A 16,146-nucleotide genomic window follows, 5' to 3' on the forward strand; every position below is an offset into this window, starting at 1 on the left:
GAAGGAGTATTCGTGGGTGTCCAAAAGATAATGCAGCGGCAAGAATATCTGTTTCCTTTCCGGCCCTACACTACCCCGAACAACGGAAAAAAAGGTCAAATAATCGGACGCTTTGGCTATTCGGTATTGTCCGCGAACGTTCTAAGATAAAGGGAGAATACCGAATGAAGAAAGGGTGCTCTTATGGCGACGTTCGATGTGCAAAACGGGCAATTTTGTCTGGACGGGGAACCGATCCGTCTTGTTTCCGGGGCGATTCATTATTTCCGGGTGGTCCCCGAGTATTGGCGGGATCGCCTGCTTAAGCTGAAAGCCTGCGGCTTCAATACCGTAGAAACGTATATTCCTTGGAATCTTCACGAGCCGAAGCCGGGCGAGTTCCGTTTTGACGGGCTGGCGGACGTGGTTCGTTTTGTTGAGATCGCTGGTGAGATCGGTCTGCATGTGATCGTACGGCCGAGCCCGTACATTTGCGCGGAGTGGGAGTTCGGCGGGCTGCCGGCTTGGCTGCTTGCCGATCCGGGCATGCGGGTGCGCTGCATGCACCGGCCGTATCTTGACCGCGTCGACGCGTACTATGACGTGCTGCTTCCGCTGCTGAAGCCGCTGCTGTGCACGAACGGCGGGCCGATTATCGCGATGCAGATCGAGAACGAGTACGGCAGCTACGGGAACGACCGGGCATATCTGGTTTATTTGAAGGATGCGATGCTGCAGCGGGGCATGGACGTGCTGCTCTTTACCTCCGACGGTCCGGAGCATTTCATGCTGCAGGGCGGCATGATTCCCGGCGTGCTGGAGACGGTGAACTTCGGGTCCCGGGCGGAGGAAGCGTTCGAGATGCTGCGGAGATACCAGCCGGACGGACCAATCATGTGCATGGAATATTGGAACGGCTGGTTCGACCATTGGGGCGAGCATCACCATACGCGGGACGCGAAGGACGTGGCGGACGTATTCGACGATATGCTCCGTCTCGGCGCATCGGTCAATTTCTACATGTTCCACGGCGGAACGAACTTCGGTTATATGAGCGGGGCGAATTGTCCGCAGCGCGACCATTACGAGCCGACGATCACCAGCTACGATTACGACGTTCCGTTGAACGAATCCGGCGAGCCGACGGACAAGTTTTACGCGGTGCGGGAAACGCTGTCCCGCTACATGGAGCTGCCGCCGCTGGAGCTGCCGCAGCCGATTCCGAAGGCCGCCTACGGCAGCGTACCGGTTCGCGAAGCGGCCTCGCTGTTCGGGCAGCTGGACAGCCTGTCGGAGCCGGTCCGCCGTACGTGCCCGGAGCCGATGGAAGCGGTCGGACAAAACGACGGCTTCATCCTGTACGAAACGTTCATTTCCGGGCCGAGGGAAGAGCGGGAACTCGTGCTGCAGGATTGCCGCGACCGGGCGTTGGTTTATGTGAACGACGAGTTCTTGGGCGTGATCGAGCGATGGGACCCGAGCAAAAAGGTAGCTTTCGCCGTGCCGGAGGGCGGAGCGACGCTGCGCATTTTGGTGGAAAATATGGGCCGGATCAACTACGGGCCGTTCATGCTCGACCGCAAAGGCATCACGGAAGGCATCCGCCACGGCAACCAGTTTCTGTTCGGTTGGAACATCTACCCGCTGCCGCTGGAGGACGTAGCACCGGTCAGCTTCGACGGGAAGGAAGCGGAGCCGGGATACCCGGGCTTTTACCGCGCGGTGCTGCCGATTGAGGGGCAGCCCGCGGATACGTTCCTGCGCTTGGACGGCTGGAACAAGGGCACCGTGTTCGTCAACGGCTTCCATCTGGGCCGCTACTGGAAGCGCGGGCCGCAGCAGACGCTGTATATTCCTGCGCCGCTGCTCCGGCAAGGCGCCAACGAGATCGTCGTGTTCGAGCTGCATGGAACGGAGAAGCGGGAGCTGACGTTCACGGACCAACCGGAGCTCGGGCCGGTGTCACAGGTAACGGTATAATAAACTAGAAAAAATAAGGCCGGTGCCGACCTGTCAAAGGGTTGGCGCCGGCTTTTTAGGGTCTATGGGGATCTTTGGATATCGGCATCCAGATGACACCGGCCTGCGAAACGTGTTACATTGAGGGAAAGCGTGGATTTGGCCAGAAGGGAGCGGTCGCCGGCATGGACCGTTTATTCCATTTTCCTAATATGACACAGACGCTGCAGGTGACCGGCTGTCACTTCGGCATCAAGCCGCCGGGTTGGCGGTACCCGCGGCATCATCATCATTTATATGAATTGATCTGCTGCTTGGAGGGGGAATCGGTGCACGACATTAACCGGACCTCCTTGACGCTTCGTCCGGGGGAATGGCTGCTGATCAAATCGGGCATCCGTCACGAATCCGCCGCAGCCGCAAGCTCGCATTACCGGTTCTTCAACGTGCATTTCGACTTGGACGATGCGGAGGTGCGGAGCGTGCTGGGGGCTGCGCCTTACTCCCATATTCCGTCCGAATCCGCGAGCCGCGGGAAGCTTCCGTTCTATGTCCGGGAATTGGAAGAAATGATGCGGCAGTACGCCGCTCCCGATACGCATGGGGATACGTCTTGGCACGAGGAGCTGAACCCCCGGTTCGAGGACCGGCTCCTGCTGCAATCGTACACGTTGCTCATCGTTCGGGATGTGCTGGCGTTAATCCGGGAGCGGGATGCGTACGTTGGTCAAACTTCGTCCAAGGAGGCCACTTTGTTCGCGATCGATGTGGCTCATGCGATCGAAGAGCGGCTGGCCGGAAGCTTTCATGAAGAGGCGACGATTTCCGCCGTGGCGGAGGAGCTTCACCTGAGCCGCAGCCAATGCTCGAAGCTGTTTTCCAAGGTGTACGGCTTGTCGCCCAAGCAGTACGTCAGCCGAAGACGACTGAGTCTGGCGAAGGAACTGCTGGTTACGACGAACCTGCCGATGACGGAGATCGCCGAACGGCTCGGCTTTCAATCCGCGAGCCACTTTTCCCGGCAATTCCGCCGATGGACCGGTCAAGCCCCTAGCGATTACAAGCCGAAGCACGACGGCTGCTCGTAACTCCGCGGCCGCGGTATGCGTGCTTTTCCGTTGGGCGTCGCCGTGCCGCGGGGGAGTGGTCCGGCGACTTCTTATGAGCCGCGGCTGCCGGACAAGCTCCTTCACAGCCGCATCCGCTCTGTGAGCACAAAGGTCGCTCCAGCCCCGTCCGCTATAGTCCGCCTCCGAATTCCGCTCTATGCTGCTGCCTGAACGAGGCATTCCCAATTTTGCAAGCGCTTCAACTTATTTATGCCCGATAGCAAAAGCAGCTTTTTCTTCAAGATCCCCATCACTTTTTTTCCGAAAGTCACTACTTCCCTATGACTTTTTTTCGCTGCTATGCCATAGACGGAGCAGCTCCGCCTCACGGGCCGGGTCCAGTCCGGCTTTGCGCTTCTCCTCTGGCGGGCGGCTTTGATCCCATGCGAGGGTGTCGCGAACCGTATCGATTAGCGGTCTGATCGTCAGCCCGGAGGCGAAAGCCTTCGCATTGTCGATGGCGAACAACCCGACCAAGCTGTCGCTTTGCACCCAGAGAGGGAGCTCGATCCACTCGCCGACCTGCTGCTCTCTCAAAAACGGCTCGGTGACCCAGGTGAACTCGGCGGGACGGCTGCTGAACCGGGCGCAAACGTCGACAAGCTGCTCCATCGTATAGTCGCTGCCGCTGGCATGAAACGTGCCGACCGTCCGCTTCTCGACCAAGTCGATCATCCACGCGGCGAGGTCCCTGACATCAATCACCTGAACGCGCCCCTCTTTCGGCGGCACGAGCACTTCTCCCCCTTGTGCGATCCGATGGGGCCAGTACGTGAAACGGTCGGAATAATCGTACGGGCCGACGATCAGGCCCGGCCGGATGTGCAGCGCTCTGCCGGGCATGGCAGCTTCGACCGTTTTCTCGCAAAGCGCTTTGAGCGCGCCGTAATGCTGCGTGACGTCCTCGGTGCTCTCGTCGGAGAGCGTTGCGACGGGGGCGTCTTCCTTTACATGTAGCCGCGTTAGATCCTCGTACACGGATACAGACGAGATGAACGTATAATGTCCTACCCGGTCCTTCAGCAGTTCGACCGAGGCGCTTACGACGCGGGGAACAAAGCCGCACGTGTCGATTACCGCATCCCACGTTCTGCCCTGCAGCAGCTCAAGGTCGCTTTCCCGGTCCCCGATAATATGCTCCGCTTCGGGAAACGCGTCTTGACCGTGCCTGCCGCGATGAAAGAGCGTCAACGTATGCCCCCGATCCAACGCCGTCTCCGCCAAAGCCCTCCCCAGAAACCGGGTACCGCCCAAGATTAACAGGTTCATGAAGCCACCGCCTTATAAAATTATATGTTTACGTAAAAATATTTTATTGCGTTGTGTGTTGGTTTGTCAATGAAAGTAAAAATGGCCGCCTCCTCCAGGTTGAAACCAATACAGACTGAATTTTGCAGCAAAGGGCGACTAAAATTCAAAACGATATAAATTTATCGAAAAATCAAGAGTTTTAACGATATGTTCAAATATTTGTTGGCGAAAAAAAGACTCATTACTTCAAAATGAAATAAAGTGTGATATGATTTAAAATACACCGTTGTTTTTATTGATTTTGAGCAAACGTAATGAGGACTTGATCCGTTAGAAAGCGAGGCCATGCATATGACAGATTCGATTAAGCCTTCTTGCTGCTCCGTATCCCGAGGCCAGTCTTCACCGGGTTCCATCCCCGACGGAGGGCACCAGGCAGAGGATGCGAAGCAGGATGCTCCCACGAACCAATCCGCCAGACAGAATATGATTTACTTGCCGGGCGGGGAGTTTCTGATGGGGACTGACGATCGGGAAGGATTCCCTTCGGACGGAGAAGGTCCGGTGCGGGCTGTCACCCTTCATCCGTTCTATATCGATCCGTATCCGGTAACGAATTCGGAATTCAAGAAGTTTGTGGATGCAACCGGGTATGTAACGGAAGCGGAGAAATTCGGATGGTCGTACGTCTTTCATCTGTTCGTGCCCGCAACCGGAGTGAAGATTATAGGATCGCCTGGACAAACGCCTTGGTGGCTTGCTATCGAAGGCGCCAGCTGGCATGCTCCGGAAGGACCCGGTTCAGATATCGGGAAAAGGCTCGACCATCCGGTCATTCACATTTCTTGGTTTGATGCGAACGCTTACTGCAAATGGGCGGGGAAACGGCTGCTGACGGAAGCGGAATGGGAATATGCAGCGCGGGGCGGACTCGTTCAGAAACGTTATCCGTGGGGGGATGAGATTAAGCCTGGCGGAAAACATATGTGCAATATATGGCAGGGAAAATTCCCCGTAAAAAACAACGCCAGCGACGGATATATCGGGACGTCGCCCGTCCATTCCTACGAACCGAACGGATATGGCCTGTATCAAATGGCCGGGAACGTTTGGGAGTGGTGCGCCGATTGGTTTAGCCCGACCTTTCATGTGAATGGACCGCGGGTAAACCCAGCCGGTCCGCCGAAGGGGACGGGCCGTGTCATGCGCGGCGGGTCTTACTTATGCCACAAATCCTACTGCAACCGTTACCGTGTGGCGGCACGCAACCAGAATACACCGGACAGCTCAACGGGGAATATCGGCTTCAGGTGTGCGGCGGATGCAATCTGAATTAAGCGCGGGATCGAGACGGTATTGACTGCTTAGTGATCTAAATGATAGTATTAGGAAAACGGTTGCGCAATCGGTTTCGCGACAATCCGTCTGAAGTAATGAAATATGATCTGGGGAGTTTTAGGTATGGCATCCATTAAAGATGTTGCTGAAAAAGCCGGCGTGTCGAAGTCAACCGTCTCGCATGTCATTAACAAAACACGCTACGTCGCGCCGGAAACGGTTCAAAAAGTATTGCAAACCATGGAGGAATTAAACTATTATCCAAGCCAAGTAGCGAGCAGTATGAGAAGTAAAAAAAGCAAGACCATCGGTTTCGTATTTCCCTTATTGGAGCTGGAACCGTTTTCCATGATTCTCGTTCAAGGGATGGAACGGGTATTGAACGATAACGGATACAATATGGTGCTTTGCAATTCGAGAAGAGATCTAAAAAAAGAAAAAGAAATGATCCAAATGCTGAACTCAAGACTGATCGACGGCTTGATCATTTCCCCCTCCAGCAGTGAAAGAGGGTATTACAAGGGATTAATTAAAGACACATATCCAACCGTGTTTGTAGATGCTAAGGCGCATGGCGATTTTGCCGACACGATTACATCGGACATTTACCGCGGCACGAACGAAGCCGTATCCTATCTGATCGAAAAGGGACATACGAGAATCGGGCTGATTAAGAGCAACTTCGATGTGACTCCCAATTACGAGAAAACCAAGGGTTACCGGGATGCTTTAACTGCTCATCATATGGCGATCGACGAATCCATCATAAAAAGCGCCCAAGCGACTATTGAAAACGGATACCAATTATGCAAGGAATTAGTGGAGCAATCGAATATAACCGCACTTCTAATTGCGAATTATGTCATGATGATCGGCGCCATTAAATACTTGCAGGAAGCAGAGATTTCAATTCCGGATCAAATGGCTGTCGTCGGTGTCGAAGAGTACGAATGGATGCAAATCTTGAAGCCACAGATCTCGGTCATAAAACAATTTCCGTACCAATTGGGAGAAACAGCGGCTAAAGTCATTCTTGAAAGAATTCAGAATCCCGGGATGGAAAGAAAAGATTATCGCCTGCCCACCGAGTTCGTACTTAAGGGTTCCTGCTAAATAATTTTTTTTAGGCTTTACGAAACCGGTTGCGCAATCGGTTTCGTAGGTGATTTGTTGATTTTGGCTGGAGGTGGTTTCATGAATTGATTGTTTAGTACACATGGTCCTCTGATTTGGGAATCTTATTGTAAGCGAATACAGTCAAAATAAACACACCATGGAGGAGCGCAAGATGAACTTTAAAAAAGCGGGGTTAACAGGAATAGCGATCCTGACAGCGGTTGCCGCTGCTGCATGCTCAAACTCGAATCAAAAGCAGGGCGAGCAGCAAGCGGCAGCCGGCAACGGCGCAAATGCTCAAACGGAATCCAATGGGAAGTTGACGTTTTGGGGCGGAGCTAACCTTACAAGCGCCGTACAGGTCGTAATGGAGGACTATTCCAAGAAACATCCGGACCTTCAAATTTCATATCAGAAATTCCCTTATGCCGAATATCCGACAAAAATGAAGCTGCAATTAGCTTCCGAACAAAATGAGCCGGACGTAATGATCATTCATGATTTTCTTGCCCCACAATTTATCAAGTCCGGATGGTTGCTTGATTTAACCGATGCCGTAAAAAAAGAGGATTTTCTTCCAAGCTCGTTGGATGCGGTTTCATTGGGGGGCAAATTATATGGGCTACCGAACCAATCAAACCTGGGGACATTTCTATACCGGAAAGATATCTTTGATCGGCTGGGGCTGCAAGCACCGAAAACGTTGGAAGACTATTTGAAGGCCGCTCAGAAATTAAAAGACAACGGATATTTTATTGGCGCTATGAATCCCAATAATGCCCCGGATAGTTTTATTACGTTTTTGCTGCAGTCGGGCGGAGCGATTTTTGATGACAAGGGAAATGTGATCTTAAACACCCCGGAAGGAAAAGGCGTTGAAACCCTTAATTTGATGAAAAAAATGCAGGATGCGGGTTATTTCTCGCCGGTGACAAACTTATCTCAAGAATTTTGGACTTCCGTCAATGCGGGCAAAATTGTCGCGAACCTTACGGTTAGCTCGGATGCGGCCAACTATAACACGGGTCTGGATCCTCAAGGCAACGGGGGATACGGCAAGTGGAGCTACGCGACGCCTCCTAAACTTGCGGAAAATGGCCCTGTAGCTTTTAACAACAATACGGAATATTACGTCATCAACAAAAACACCAAAAATCCGGAAGCGGCCAAGGCTTTGATCAAATATCTCGCTTCCAGCGAGGAAGCAGGCAAGGCTTTCTCCGAGATCGAGAAGCCGGGTCTTGTTGTACGAATGACAAACAACTATATTCCGAGCTTGCAGAAGCTCAGCGAAGAATCCGCGCCTTGGAAAGCATTCGGGGATCAGAAAATTATTTCCCAAGAAGCGAAAACTCTTCTGGAGACGAAGCCCCGACTTCCTTATACGGACGAAAGAGCCGATGAAACGAAGCGCATCATAGGAAGCGCACTGGCCAAATTCTTTAACGGCGGTATGTCCTCGGAGGATACGATCAAAAATGTGACAGACCAAATAAAAAATATCAAACGATAATTTTTGCCGAAAACGATTCGTTAAACAAACGGGTGAGCGAATGCGACTAGCACGGGCTGAAGCTCACCTGTAGTATTTTACGTGCATAAGGAAGTGACTGCGATGGAATTAAGACAAACGCTTTGGTCTCAGATCTGGAAGAACAAGCATTGTTATTTGTGGATTTCACCCTTCTTTTTGTTCTTTCTTATTTTTGAGTTATATCCCAATCTCTATGGCTTCTACATTAGCTTTACGAAATGGGACGGATTTTCGCCCAAGGTTTTTGTAGGATTGGATAACTATGTGGCTTTATTTCAAGATCAGCTGTTTTGGAATGCGATCGGCAACACCTTTATTCTGTGGCTGCTTGTTGTTCCTTTACACACGTTTCTTGCCTTATTGCTTGCTTCCATCGTTAACTCTCCCAAAATCCGGGGGAAAAACATCTTCTCTTTTTTCTTCTTGCTGCCGAATGTTACGGCCATTGTCGTTGTAGCGATCATTTTCCGGGTGTTGTTCGCGACGGAAGGCGGGTTCATTAACGTTACGCTGCACAATCTCTTCGGGATGAATACTATTCCGTGGTTGGACTCGGAAACCTATTCCAAATTGTCTGTCGCCTTGATGAACATATGGAGGGTAACAGGCTACTTTGCCATCATCATGCTGGCAGGCTTGCAGCAAATACCGAGAACCGTATACGAGGCTGCGCAAATTGACGGCTCGGGTCCGGTTCGTACCTTCTTCAGCATCACCATGCCATTGATGTCCAACGTGATTTTCTTTACTCTCACCATTTCGACGATATGGATTTTTCAAAATATAGGGGATGCCATGGTATTAACCCAAGGGGGCCCGAACTACTCCTCCACCACACTCATGTACTATATGTACTTAAATGGATTCGAGTATTTCAAACTCGGGTATGCGTCGGCGATTTCCACCGTGCTGTTTGTTATTTTGTTATTGATCAGCTTGATTCTGTCCATTGTCAATAAACGGACCATTGGCAGGTAATTTTCAGAGCAAGGAGGGGCAGCATGCGTTTTAACTCCAAGATTCCCATGTATATCTTTGTATGGCTCATGGTATTGATGACCGCTTACCCGTTTTTTTATATGGTGTTGGGAAGCTTTAAGGAAAATTTCGAGATCTTATCGCTGAACTTTTCGATTTTGCCGAGGAACGGATTCCATTTCTCTAAGTACACGATGCTGTTCGAAAATTGGCCGTTTATTCGCAATATGGCAAACAGTATTGTGGTGTCCGTAGGGATTACGGTCTCCGCGGCGTTCTTCTGCTTGCTCTCCGGTTATACCTTCGCCAAGTATAAGTTTCCGGGTAAAAACGTTCTGTTTATTATTATGCTCTCGACGATGATGATTCCGTTCGAAACCCGTCTAATCCCATCCTATCTATTGATTCGATCGCTTGGTTGGCTCAATTCTTATGCGGGATTAATCGTCCCCTTAATGATACCGGCGTTCGGCATTTTCCTCATTCGCCAATATGCCGTCACAAGCGTACCTGACGACTTGATGGAAGCGGCCAGAATCGAAGGGGCTACGGAAACTCAAATCTTCGTGAAAATCGGATTTCCCATCTTAATGCCGGCCGTTGTGTCGTTAGTTGTATTAACGTTTATGAATTCCTGGAACGATTTTTTGTGGCCGCTTATTGTCGTGACGAAAAAAGAGCTGTTTACGGTAAGCGTTGCACTTCGCGCTATAGCGGATCCTACCTCTGTTGTCGATTTGGGGATGGTGTTTGCGGCTGCAACCATTAGTGTCCTGCCGATTCTTTTATTATACGCGTTTATGAATAAGAAAATGGTTGAAGCCATGCTGGAAGGCACAGGAAAAGAAGGCTAAGTGACGATAGGAGTGATTGAACATGGGGAAGCATCTGCACTGGAGCTTTGATTACCAAGCCCATCAATTGCCGGGTGTCGATTTCGCTGCGAAAATATATGAGTGCATTGAACGTGCGCCGTCAAAGTCGGACTCTCGAAAGTATGCCATTTTGCCGAACTACTGGTTTAATCATCAAGGTCCTTCGATTTTGTCGACCGATGATCTGGTGATCGGGGAGCTTGAGATCTCCAGCAAGCGAAGTGCTGAAGGCAACTGGCAGTATGATGTGCGCCAAGAGGATACATCGAGTGGAGAATGCTTGAAGCTGCAGTTTGAATGCAGGGATGACTTGTACCGCAGCCTAAAAGGTGGGTTCGAGATAAACGCGTCCGTTGACGCGAACTCTTCGTATTCTTCTTATCACTGCAAAGGCCAACTGATTCCTAAGACGGACACCACAGAGGTACGGCTGCAGCACAGCAGCGGCTTGTCGTTTTCGGCCGGTCAGGCACCATCGGCAGAACCCATTTTATGCGAATATTCGTTATTCGATACGTTGCCTTCTTTGGCGGCAGGTGCAGGCGGCGGACAATCGGTTGCCATCCTCGAAAGATTGGAGCGGTTATATACCGGACATCGCACCGGCCATTTGCAGAATGATGTGTTGATTCCGAGTCTTCGGGAATTACCCGTTCGGGGTTATTACTTGCGGGGCACCGGTACCGTACCTTCCTATTGGTGGGTGGATGAACACGGGCGTGTGGTGATCATGACGACAACTTTGTTTACCTATGTGTTAAGGAATTAGGAGGCCCATCTCATGAAGAAACCTAATCTATTGTTTATAAGTACGGATCAGCAATCGTTTCATGCGCTTTCCGCTTATGGGAATCCCTACGTGAAAACGCCGAACATGGACCGGTTATGTCGGGAGGGAGTATCGTTTATGCGGTGCTATTCAACCGACCCCGTCTGTACTCCGGCCAGAACCACCTGGATGACCGGCTGCTACAGCAGCGAGACGGGCGTGGCCTTTAACGATGCCGTGCTCCATGAACATATCCCCGATCTTGGTACCATCTTGAATTCGAACGGCTATTATGCCGCCCATTCGGGAAAATGGCATGTGGATGGCAGAGATGTCCGGCAAAGCTTTCATACCGTTTACAATGGCAAACGCGATATCCTTGCGGGCGGGGCAGAATTTTACGACAACACGATCACGCATGGGGCCATCGATTTCTTAACCAGCTATGAAGGGGAGCAACCATTTTACTTACAGGTGAACTACTTAAATCCGCACGACATTTGTGAATATTTGCATTCGCATGAGTTTAAAGACATTCCGGACCTTGTATCCCTCGGCATGCTGCGGGAAGACGAGCTGCCGCCTTTACCGGACAATTTCCATTATGACCAGAATGAGACGGTCCTTCAACGGGTCTGCCGGCGGGAGAAAGGTGCGCTCATTCATGATAAGATCCGGATCGCTACGGAGGAATGGACGGAAGTTCAATGGCGGTACTATATATGGCATTATTACCGTTTTATCGAAAAAGTGGACAGGGAGATCGGGAATCTCTTAAACGTGCTGGAACAAACGCCTTATAAGGAGAACACGCTGATCCTCTTTACTTCCGATCACGGTGAAGCGTGCGCCAGTCACCGGATGTTCCAGAAGTTCACTCTTTATGAAGAGAGCGTACGGGTCCCTTATGTCGCCGCCTGCCTGGGCAATGGGATTCAAGTCGCGAAAGGGACGGTAGATCACAAGCATCTCATTTCCGGCATCGATTATGTAAGAACGATCTGCGATTATGCCGGGCTCGAACCGCCGGCAGGCGTGCATGGCCGAAGCTTGAAGCCTCTCATCGAAGGGCAACAGGTGACGGAGTGGCGCGATTCCGTGTATATCGAGAGCAACTATTACGGCCGTGCTATAGTGACCGACCGCTATAAATATATTATGGAATATACGCCGAATGAACAGAACCGGAACCTTCCTCCGAATTCCAAGCGGAATCAACGGGGCTTGGTACAGTTGTTCGACCTGGCGGAAGATCCGGGCGAAACCAAAAACCTGGCGACCGACCCCGCCTATGAAGGAATCATTTCACAGCTTCAAGCGGAGATTTCATTCATGGAAAGCAGCTTGGTACAAGAACCGATTACTCATCCGCAAGCGGTAGCTATTATTGAACAATGGTCGGATGCGATTGCTTCGTATTGGCGGCGGATGAAATTATCCGATGGTCAAAAAGAAACGGTGGCTCCCTTTAAACCGGATGAGGGGGAGTAGGAGTGAACTACACACGAGAGCTGGCAGATCAATTTATTCGGGAAATAAATCGTCGCTTCGTCAGGATTATCGGCTAGGCTACCATCTCACGGCCGAGTATGGTGGATGAACGACCCGAATGGTTTTGTTTCTATAAAGGGAAATATCATTTTTTTTATCAGCATTATCCCTATAAGCCTTATTGGGGACCGATGCACTGGGACATGCGGTAAGCGATGACTTGATTCGATGGGACTACCTCCCCGTCGCATTGGCTCCGGCTGTTCAAGGTTACGACTATCATAATTTGCATTCAACGGTTTATATGCTGGGCCGTCTGGACATGGAGCAAGAAAAGAAGCACAGGAATTTGGTTTGAAGCTCTGTGGAAGTTTTCATCCAGGGGTGAGAGAAGGTGATGACTGGGAGAATCTATCCCGGACCGAAGTCGACAGGGATCAGCCTGTTTTCTCATGGGGCATCGAAGGTCGTATCATTCCGTAAATGGGATCTTGATCCTCATTTGCATCTGCGACATTGAAAACATGGAGGAAATCCAGCAAGGTCTTAATCTTGCTGGATTTTTGCATTTCAAAACATTATTGTCCTCCGACACTCGACGAAAAAAAGCAGAATGCATATTGACGCTGTCCAACATTATAGGTATAATTTTCCTTGAATTAATAATCGTAATTTTTACTAATAAATCAACTAAGTCAGAAAACTATACATCAAATTATAGCCAGAGGGTAGCTGTGATGAGACAGGAAATCGATTTTATAAAATTTAACCCTACGCAAAACATGACGGTTCTTGTTAAAACGAATCATCCGGTTGAAGAGTATAAGCAGATTGCTTCAAAGCTTATGTCTTACGACAACGTGTATGCCGAACAAGTAGGGTTTATTGAAAAACCGGTTAAACAGGATGCTGCCGCTCATCTGCAAATGGCCGGAGGCGAATTTTGCGGTAATGCTTGCATGGCACTGGCCGCTTTCATCGCAGCTGAAAAGGGACTTCAGCCCAATGATTTGACGGAAATCGTATTAGAAGCTTCGGGAACGGATCATTTCGTCATCTGTCAAGTGAAAAGAAATGCAGACGAATATGTTTGCCAAGTGACGATGCCTCTTCCGAAAAAGATAGAACGGACAGCCATAACGTATGACGGTCACGATTGGGATATCGTTATTGTGAGATATCATGATTTTATTCATATCGTCATCGAAGTGGAAGAGTTTGACAAAACGGTGAGAAAAACGGCGCAAGCTTTAGCCAAGCTGCTTGGAGTCACTTTAGGATCCGGCTTGATCGGCATCTTATTGTATAAGTCCGGTCCGGGTGAAATGGCTCCGCTCATTTATGTTCCGTCTCTGGACAGCATGGTATGGGAAAGGGGGTGCGGTTCGGGCACAGCTTCTTTAGGAGCCTATCTGGCCTGGAAAAATAAAAGGGCCGTTGCGGCGCAAATCAGGCAGCCCGGCGGCACGATTCGTGTGGCTGCCAATTGGGATCAAGAAGAAGTGACCGGTCTCGCAATTGAAGGCTCTGTCGGAATCGTAGCGCAGGGCAAAGCTTTTATAGAGGTTTAGCCATTTACATAGGGGTGAGAAACGAATGAATGCGACGGAAAACTTACAGCTATATTTGGCGGAATATTTAGAGAAATTCACGGAATTGGCGGGGAACTATGACCGGACCGTCCACTATAGCCCGGAGTTGGAAAGGCTCATCAATGATTATTCCAATTTCATCACCAACGAGAGGAATAAAGAGGCCTGGGAACAATTGGAACAACAAGAGTCCGGCGAATTTAACCAACTGGTGGAGGCTCTAAGAAAAAAATCGGCCTTATGCGTCGCGATTATGGAGAAATACCGCGCATTGAAGCTGCTGGGCGGGCATACCGGGATAACCGATTATTTTAAAAATATCGAATCCTGCATTGAACAAGAATTCGGCAGCTTTCAAGTAACTTCCGAGTCCAAAGTATTGTTGGTAGGCTCGGGTTCATTTCCGATGACGCCGTTGTTCATTGCCAAGCGGACGGGAGCGGAGGTGGTTGGCATCGATATTGACGAGGAGGCCATCGAACTCGGTACACGGGTGGTCGGTAAATTGGGAGAAGGATTGAAGATCCGATTAGAGAACGCGTTCGTGGAAAATCTTGATTTTACGCAAGAGGCGACCCATATCATTTTTAGTTCGACGGTTGAACATAAATACGACCTCTTGGATCAATTGCATCCGTTAACCAATGAACATGTGGTTGTGGCGATGCGCTATGGCGATCGGCTGAAGTCTTTGTTCAATTATCCGAGGAGAGAAGTGGACGGGCGCAAATGGAAGGCGGTTGAAACCATCTTGCGTCCGGATCATGTGTTCGATATTGCATTGTATGCCAAAGTCTAGACGACTTTTGCACGGAAAAGGAGGCTTCGATAAGCGATGAGCAATTTTAGGCGGGTCTTAGTATTGGGAACGGGTCCAGTATCGATTCAGCTTGCCGTCACTTTAAAAAACCGGTTGAATTGCTGTGTAGGAATCGCCGGGAGAGAATCCGTTCGTTCGGAACCGTTTTTTACGGCGCTTAAGCAAAATAACCGTTTCATTCGCGCGGATATTCAAAATGAAAAGCACCGGGCGATGAAGGGCGAATGCATCGTCGATCACGTTTTTCGCGGGTACGGGACCATTGCAGGGGAATGGGATACGGCGATTTTGTCCGTAACAACGGATGCGTATATCGAGGTTTTAAAGCAAATCGACAAGCAGCTCTTAAAACAAATCAAGTGTATCGTCTTAGTCTCTCCGACTTTCGGTTCCAACAGCTTAGTCAGCCATTACATGAACGGCCTTGATTCGGACGCGGAAATCATCAGCTTTTCGACGTACTTGGGCGATACGCGATGGATGCATGACAGACCGTCCAATCACGTCATCACCACGGGGGTCAAGAAAAAAGTATTTATCGGCTCGACGCGCCGGCCGTCCCTAAACGTCGAAAGACTTTGCGGGCTATACGAACAATTGGGCATCGCCGTGGAAGTCATGCAGACTCCCATAGAAGCGGAAACAAGAAATATATCGCTCTATGTTCACCCGCCGTTGTTTATGAACGATTTTTCGCTCCGTGTCCTATTTGGAGAGATCGAGACCAAGAAATATGTATATAAAATGTATCCCGAAGGGCCGATCACCCAATATGTGATTCGCGATATGCTGTCCCAATGGAAAGAGATTACCCATATGATCGAAAAGATGAATATGACAGGCATTAATTTGCTCAAATTTATGACGGATGATAATTATCCGGTAAGCTTGGAAAGCTTATCGCGTCATGATATTGAAAATTTCAACCATTTGGAAACGATACATCAAGAATATTTATTGTATATCCGCTATACCTCGCTGTTGATCGACCCTTTCTCCGAGCCGGATCAGGAGGGCAAATATTTCGACTTTTCCGCGGTTCCCATTCGAACCCTATTTGTCAACAGGGAAGGGGATTGGGATATCCCAAGAATGCCGAAGGAGGACTATTACCGGATCAAGATCATCCAAGGCATCGCAAGATATGTAAACTCGAATTGCCCCACCATAGACAAATTCATTAGGACCTACGAAAGCAAAATTACACATGCCGCGCAGGCCCGTCAAGGCGAACGATTGTCCGATGCCTTTGCCGTCCAAAGCTTTAAAGAAGATTTGAAGATGATATGCAGCGAAATCGGAAAAAGTAGCGGATTCCAATCGTTGAAATAGCAG

General features: G+C 50.0%; 15 protein-coding genes. 14 read left to right on the forward strand and 1 reads right to left on the reverse strand.

The window, feature by feature from the left end:
• Positions 1-183: 183 nt before the first annotated feature.
• Positions 184-1,959: a glycoside hydrolase family 35 protein gene (locus PEH01S_RS18020; protein ID WP_127487176.1), complete on the forward strand. Its 1,776-nt coding sequence runs from the start codon at positions 184-186 to the stop codon at positions 1,957-1,959.
• A 164-nt stretch (positions 1,960-2,123) separates the two neighbouring features.
• On the forward strand, positions 2,124-3,026 hold the full coding sequence (locus PEH01S_RS18025) for an AraC family transcriptional regulator (RefSeq protein WP_127487179.1): 903 nt from the start codon (positions 2,124-2,126) through the stop codon (positions 3,024-3,026).
• Between the two features lie 300 nt (positions 3,027-3,326).
• On the opposite strand, the gene PEH01S_RS18030 is transcribed toward PEH01S_RS18025, so the two are convergent.
• On the reverse strand, positions 3,327-4,316 hold the full coding sequence (locus PEH01S_RS18030; protein WP_127487181.1) for an NAD-dependent epimerase/dehydratase family protein: 990 nt from the start codon (positions 4,314-4,316) through the stop codon (positions 3,327-3,329).
• A 327-nt stretch (positions 4,317-4,643) separates the two neighbouring features.
• Here PEH01S_RS18030 and PEH01S_RS18035 point away from each other — a divergent pair, with 327 nt between their 5' ends.
• The 12 genes from PEH01S_RS18035 to PEH01S_RS18085 all read left to right on the forward strand — a co-directional run bounded on the left by PEH01S_RS18035 (position 4,644) and on the right by PEH01S_RS18085 (position 16,143).
• Positions 4,644-5,630 carry a formylglycine-generating enzyme family protein gene (locus PEH01S_RS18035; protein WP_127487182.1) on the forward strand — a complete coding sequence of 329 codons (987 nt, stop codon included), beginning with the start codon at positions 4,644-4,646 and terminating at the stop codon, positions 5,628-5,630.
• 129 nt (positions 5,631-5,759) lie between these two features.
• Positions 5,760-6,749 (forward strand): LacI family DNA-binding transcriptional regulator, encoded by a 990-nt coding sequence (locus tag PEH01S_RS18040; protein ID WP_164827913.1) that lies wholly within the window; start codon positions 5,760-5,762, stop codon positions 6,747-6,749.
• Positions 6,750-6,924: 175 nt separating this feature from the next.
• Positions 6,925-8,265 (forward strand): ABC transporter substrate-binding protein, encoded by a 1,341-nt coding sequence (locus PEH01S_RS18045; RefSeq protein WP_164827916.1) that lies wholly within the window; start codon positions 6,925-6,927, stop codon positions 8,263-8,265.
• Positions 8,266-8,346: 81 nt separating this feature from the next.
• Positions 8,347-9,264, forward strand: a complete 918-nt coding sequence (locus tag PEH01S_RS18050; protein ID WP_127487188.1) for a carbohydrate ABC transporter permease — start codon at positions 8,347-8,349, stop codon at positions 9,262-9,264.
• 23 nt (positions 9,265-9,287) lie between these two features.
• Positions 9,288-10,118, forward strand: coding sequence for a carbohydrate ABC transporter permease (locus PEH01S_RS18055; protein ID WP_127487190.1), 831 nt, complete (start codon positions 9,288-9,290; stop codon positions 10,116-10,118).
• A gap of 22 nt (positions 10,119-10,140) precedes the next feature.
• Positions 10,141-10,908, forward strand: a complete 768-nt coding sequence (locus tag PEH01S_RS18060; RefSeq protein ID WP_127487193.1) for a hypothetical protein — start codon at positions 10,141-10,143, stop codon at positions 10,906-10,908.
• 12 nt (positions 10,909-10,920) lie between these two features.
• Complete coding sequence (locus tag PEH01S_RS18065; RefSeq protein ID WP_127487195.1) at positions 10,921-12,399, forward strand: sulfatase family protein; 1,479 nt, start codon at positions 10,921-10,923, stop codon at positions 12,397-12,399.
• Between the two features lie 98 nt (positions 12,400-12,497).
• Entirely contained in the window at positions 12,498-12,611 is a 114-nt protein-coding gene (locus PEH01S_RS35480) for a hypothetical protein (RefSeq protein WP_281281489.1), read from the forward strand.
• Positions 12,612-12,796: 185 nt separating this feature from the next.
• On the forward strand, positions 12,797-12,919 hold the full coding sequence (locus tag PEH01S_RS36160) for a hypothetical protein (protein ID WP_164827918.1): 123 nt from the start codon (positions 12,797-12,799) through the stop codon (positions 12,917-12,919).
• 217 nt (positions 12,920-13,136) lie between these two features.
• Positions 13,137-13,970, forward strand: a complete 834-nt coding sequence (locus PEH01S_RS18075) for a diaminopimelate epimerase (protein WP_127487258.1) — start codon at positions 13,137-13,139, stop codon at positions 13,968-13,970.
• 25 nt (positions 13,971-13,995) lie between these two features.
• Positions 13,996-14,790: a class I SAM-dependent methyltransferase gene (locus PEH01S_RS18080; RefSeq protein WP_127487197.1), complete on the forward strand. Its 795-nt coding sequence runs from the start codon at positions 13,996-13,998 to the stop codon at positions 14,788-14,790.
• Between the two features lie 36 nt (positions 14,791-14,826).
• Entirely contained in the window at positions 14,827-16,143 is a 1,317-nt protein-coding gene (locus tag PEH01S_RS18085; RefSeq protein ID WP_127487199.1) for an opine metallophore biosynthesis dehydrogenase, read from the forward strand.
• The last annotated feature ends 3 nt before the right edge of the window (positions 16,144-16,146 follow it).

It is taken from the genome of Paenibacillus ehimensis NBRC 15659 (assembly GCF_004000785.1).
Classification (GTDB): domain Bacteria; phylum Bacillota; class Bacilli; order Paenibacillales; family NBRC-103111; genus Paenibacillus_G; species Paenibacillus_G ehimensis.

What these genes read in the sequence shown, in the direction of transcription:
- PEH01S_RS18020 (WP_127487176.1), top strand. Translation starts at nt 184, where the DNA reads ATGGCGACGTTCGATGTGCAAAACGGGCAATTTTGTCTGGACGGGGAA.
- PEH01S_RS18025 (WP_127487179.1), top strand. Translation starts at nt 2,124, where the DNA reads ATGGACCGTTTATTCCATTTTCCTAATATGACACAGACGCTGCAGGTG.
- PEH01S_RS18030 (WP_127487181.1), bottom strand. Translation starts at nt 4,316, where the DNA reads ATGAACCTGTTAATCTTGGGCGGTACCCGGTTTCTGGGGAGGGCTTTG.
- PEH01S_RS18035 (WP_127487182.1), top strand. Translation starts at nt 4,644, where the DNA reads ATGCATATGACAGATTCGATTAAGCCTTCTTGCTGCTCCGTATCCCGA.
- PEH01S_RS18040 (WP_164827913.1), top strand. Translation starts at nt 5,760, where the DNA reads ATGGCATCCATTAAAGATGTTGCTGAAAAAGCCGGCGTGTCGAAGTCA.
- PEH01S_RS18045 (WP_164827916.1), top strand. Translation starts at nt 6,925, where the DNA reads ATGAACTTTAAAAAAGCGGGGTTAACAGGAATAGCGATCCTGACAGCG.
- PEH01S_RS18055 (WP_127487190.1), top strand. Translation starts at nt 9,288, where the DNA reads ATGCGTTTTAACTCCAAGATTCCCATGTATATCTTTGTATGGCTCATG.
- PEH01S_RS18060 (WP_127487193.1), top strand. Translation starts at nt 10,141, where the DNA reads ATGGGGAAGCATCTGCACTGGAGCTTTGATTACCAAGCCCATCAATTG.
- PEH01S_RS18065 (WP_127487195.1), top strand. Translation starts at nt 10,921, where the DNA reads ATGAAGAAACCTAATCTATTGTTTATAAGTACGGATCAGCAATCGTTT.
- PEH01S_RS35480 (WP_281281489.1), top strand. Translation starts at nt 12,498, where the DNA reads ATGGTGGATGAACGACCCGAATGGTTTTGTTTCTATAAAGGGAAATAT.
- PEH01S_RS36160 (WP_164827918.1), top strand. Translation starts at nt 12,797, where the DNA reads ATGACTGGGAGAATCTATCCCGGACCGAAGTCGACAGGGATCAGCCTG.
- PEH01S_RS18075 (WP_127487258.1), top strand. Translation starts at nt 13,137, where the DNA reads ATGAGACAGGAAATCGATTTTATAAAATTTAACCCTACGCAAAACATG.
- PEH01S_RS18080 (WP_127487197.1), top strand. Translation starts at nt 13,996, where the DNA reads ATGAATGCGACGGAAAACTTACAGCTATATTTGGCGGAATATTTAGAG.
- PEH01S_RS18085 (WP_127487199.1), top strand. Translation starts at nt 14,827, where the DNA reads ATGAGCAATTTTAGGCGGGTCTTAGTATTGGGAACGGGTCCAGTATCG.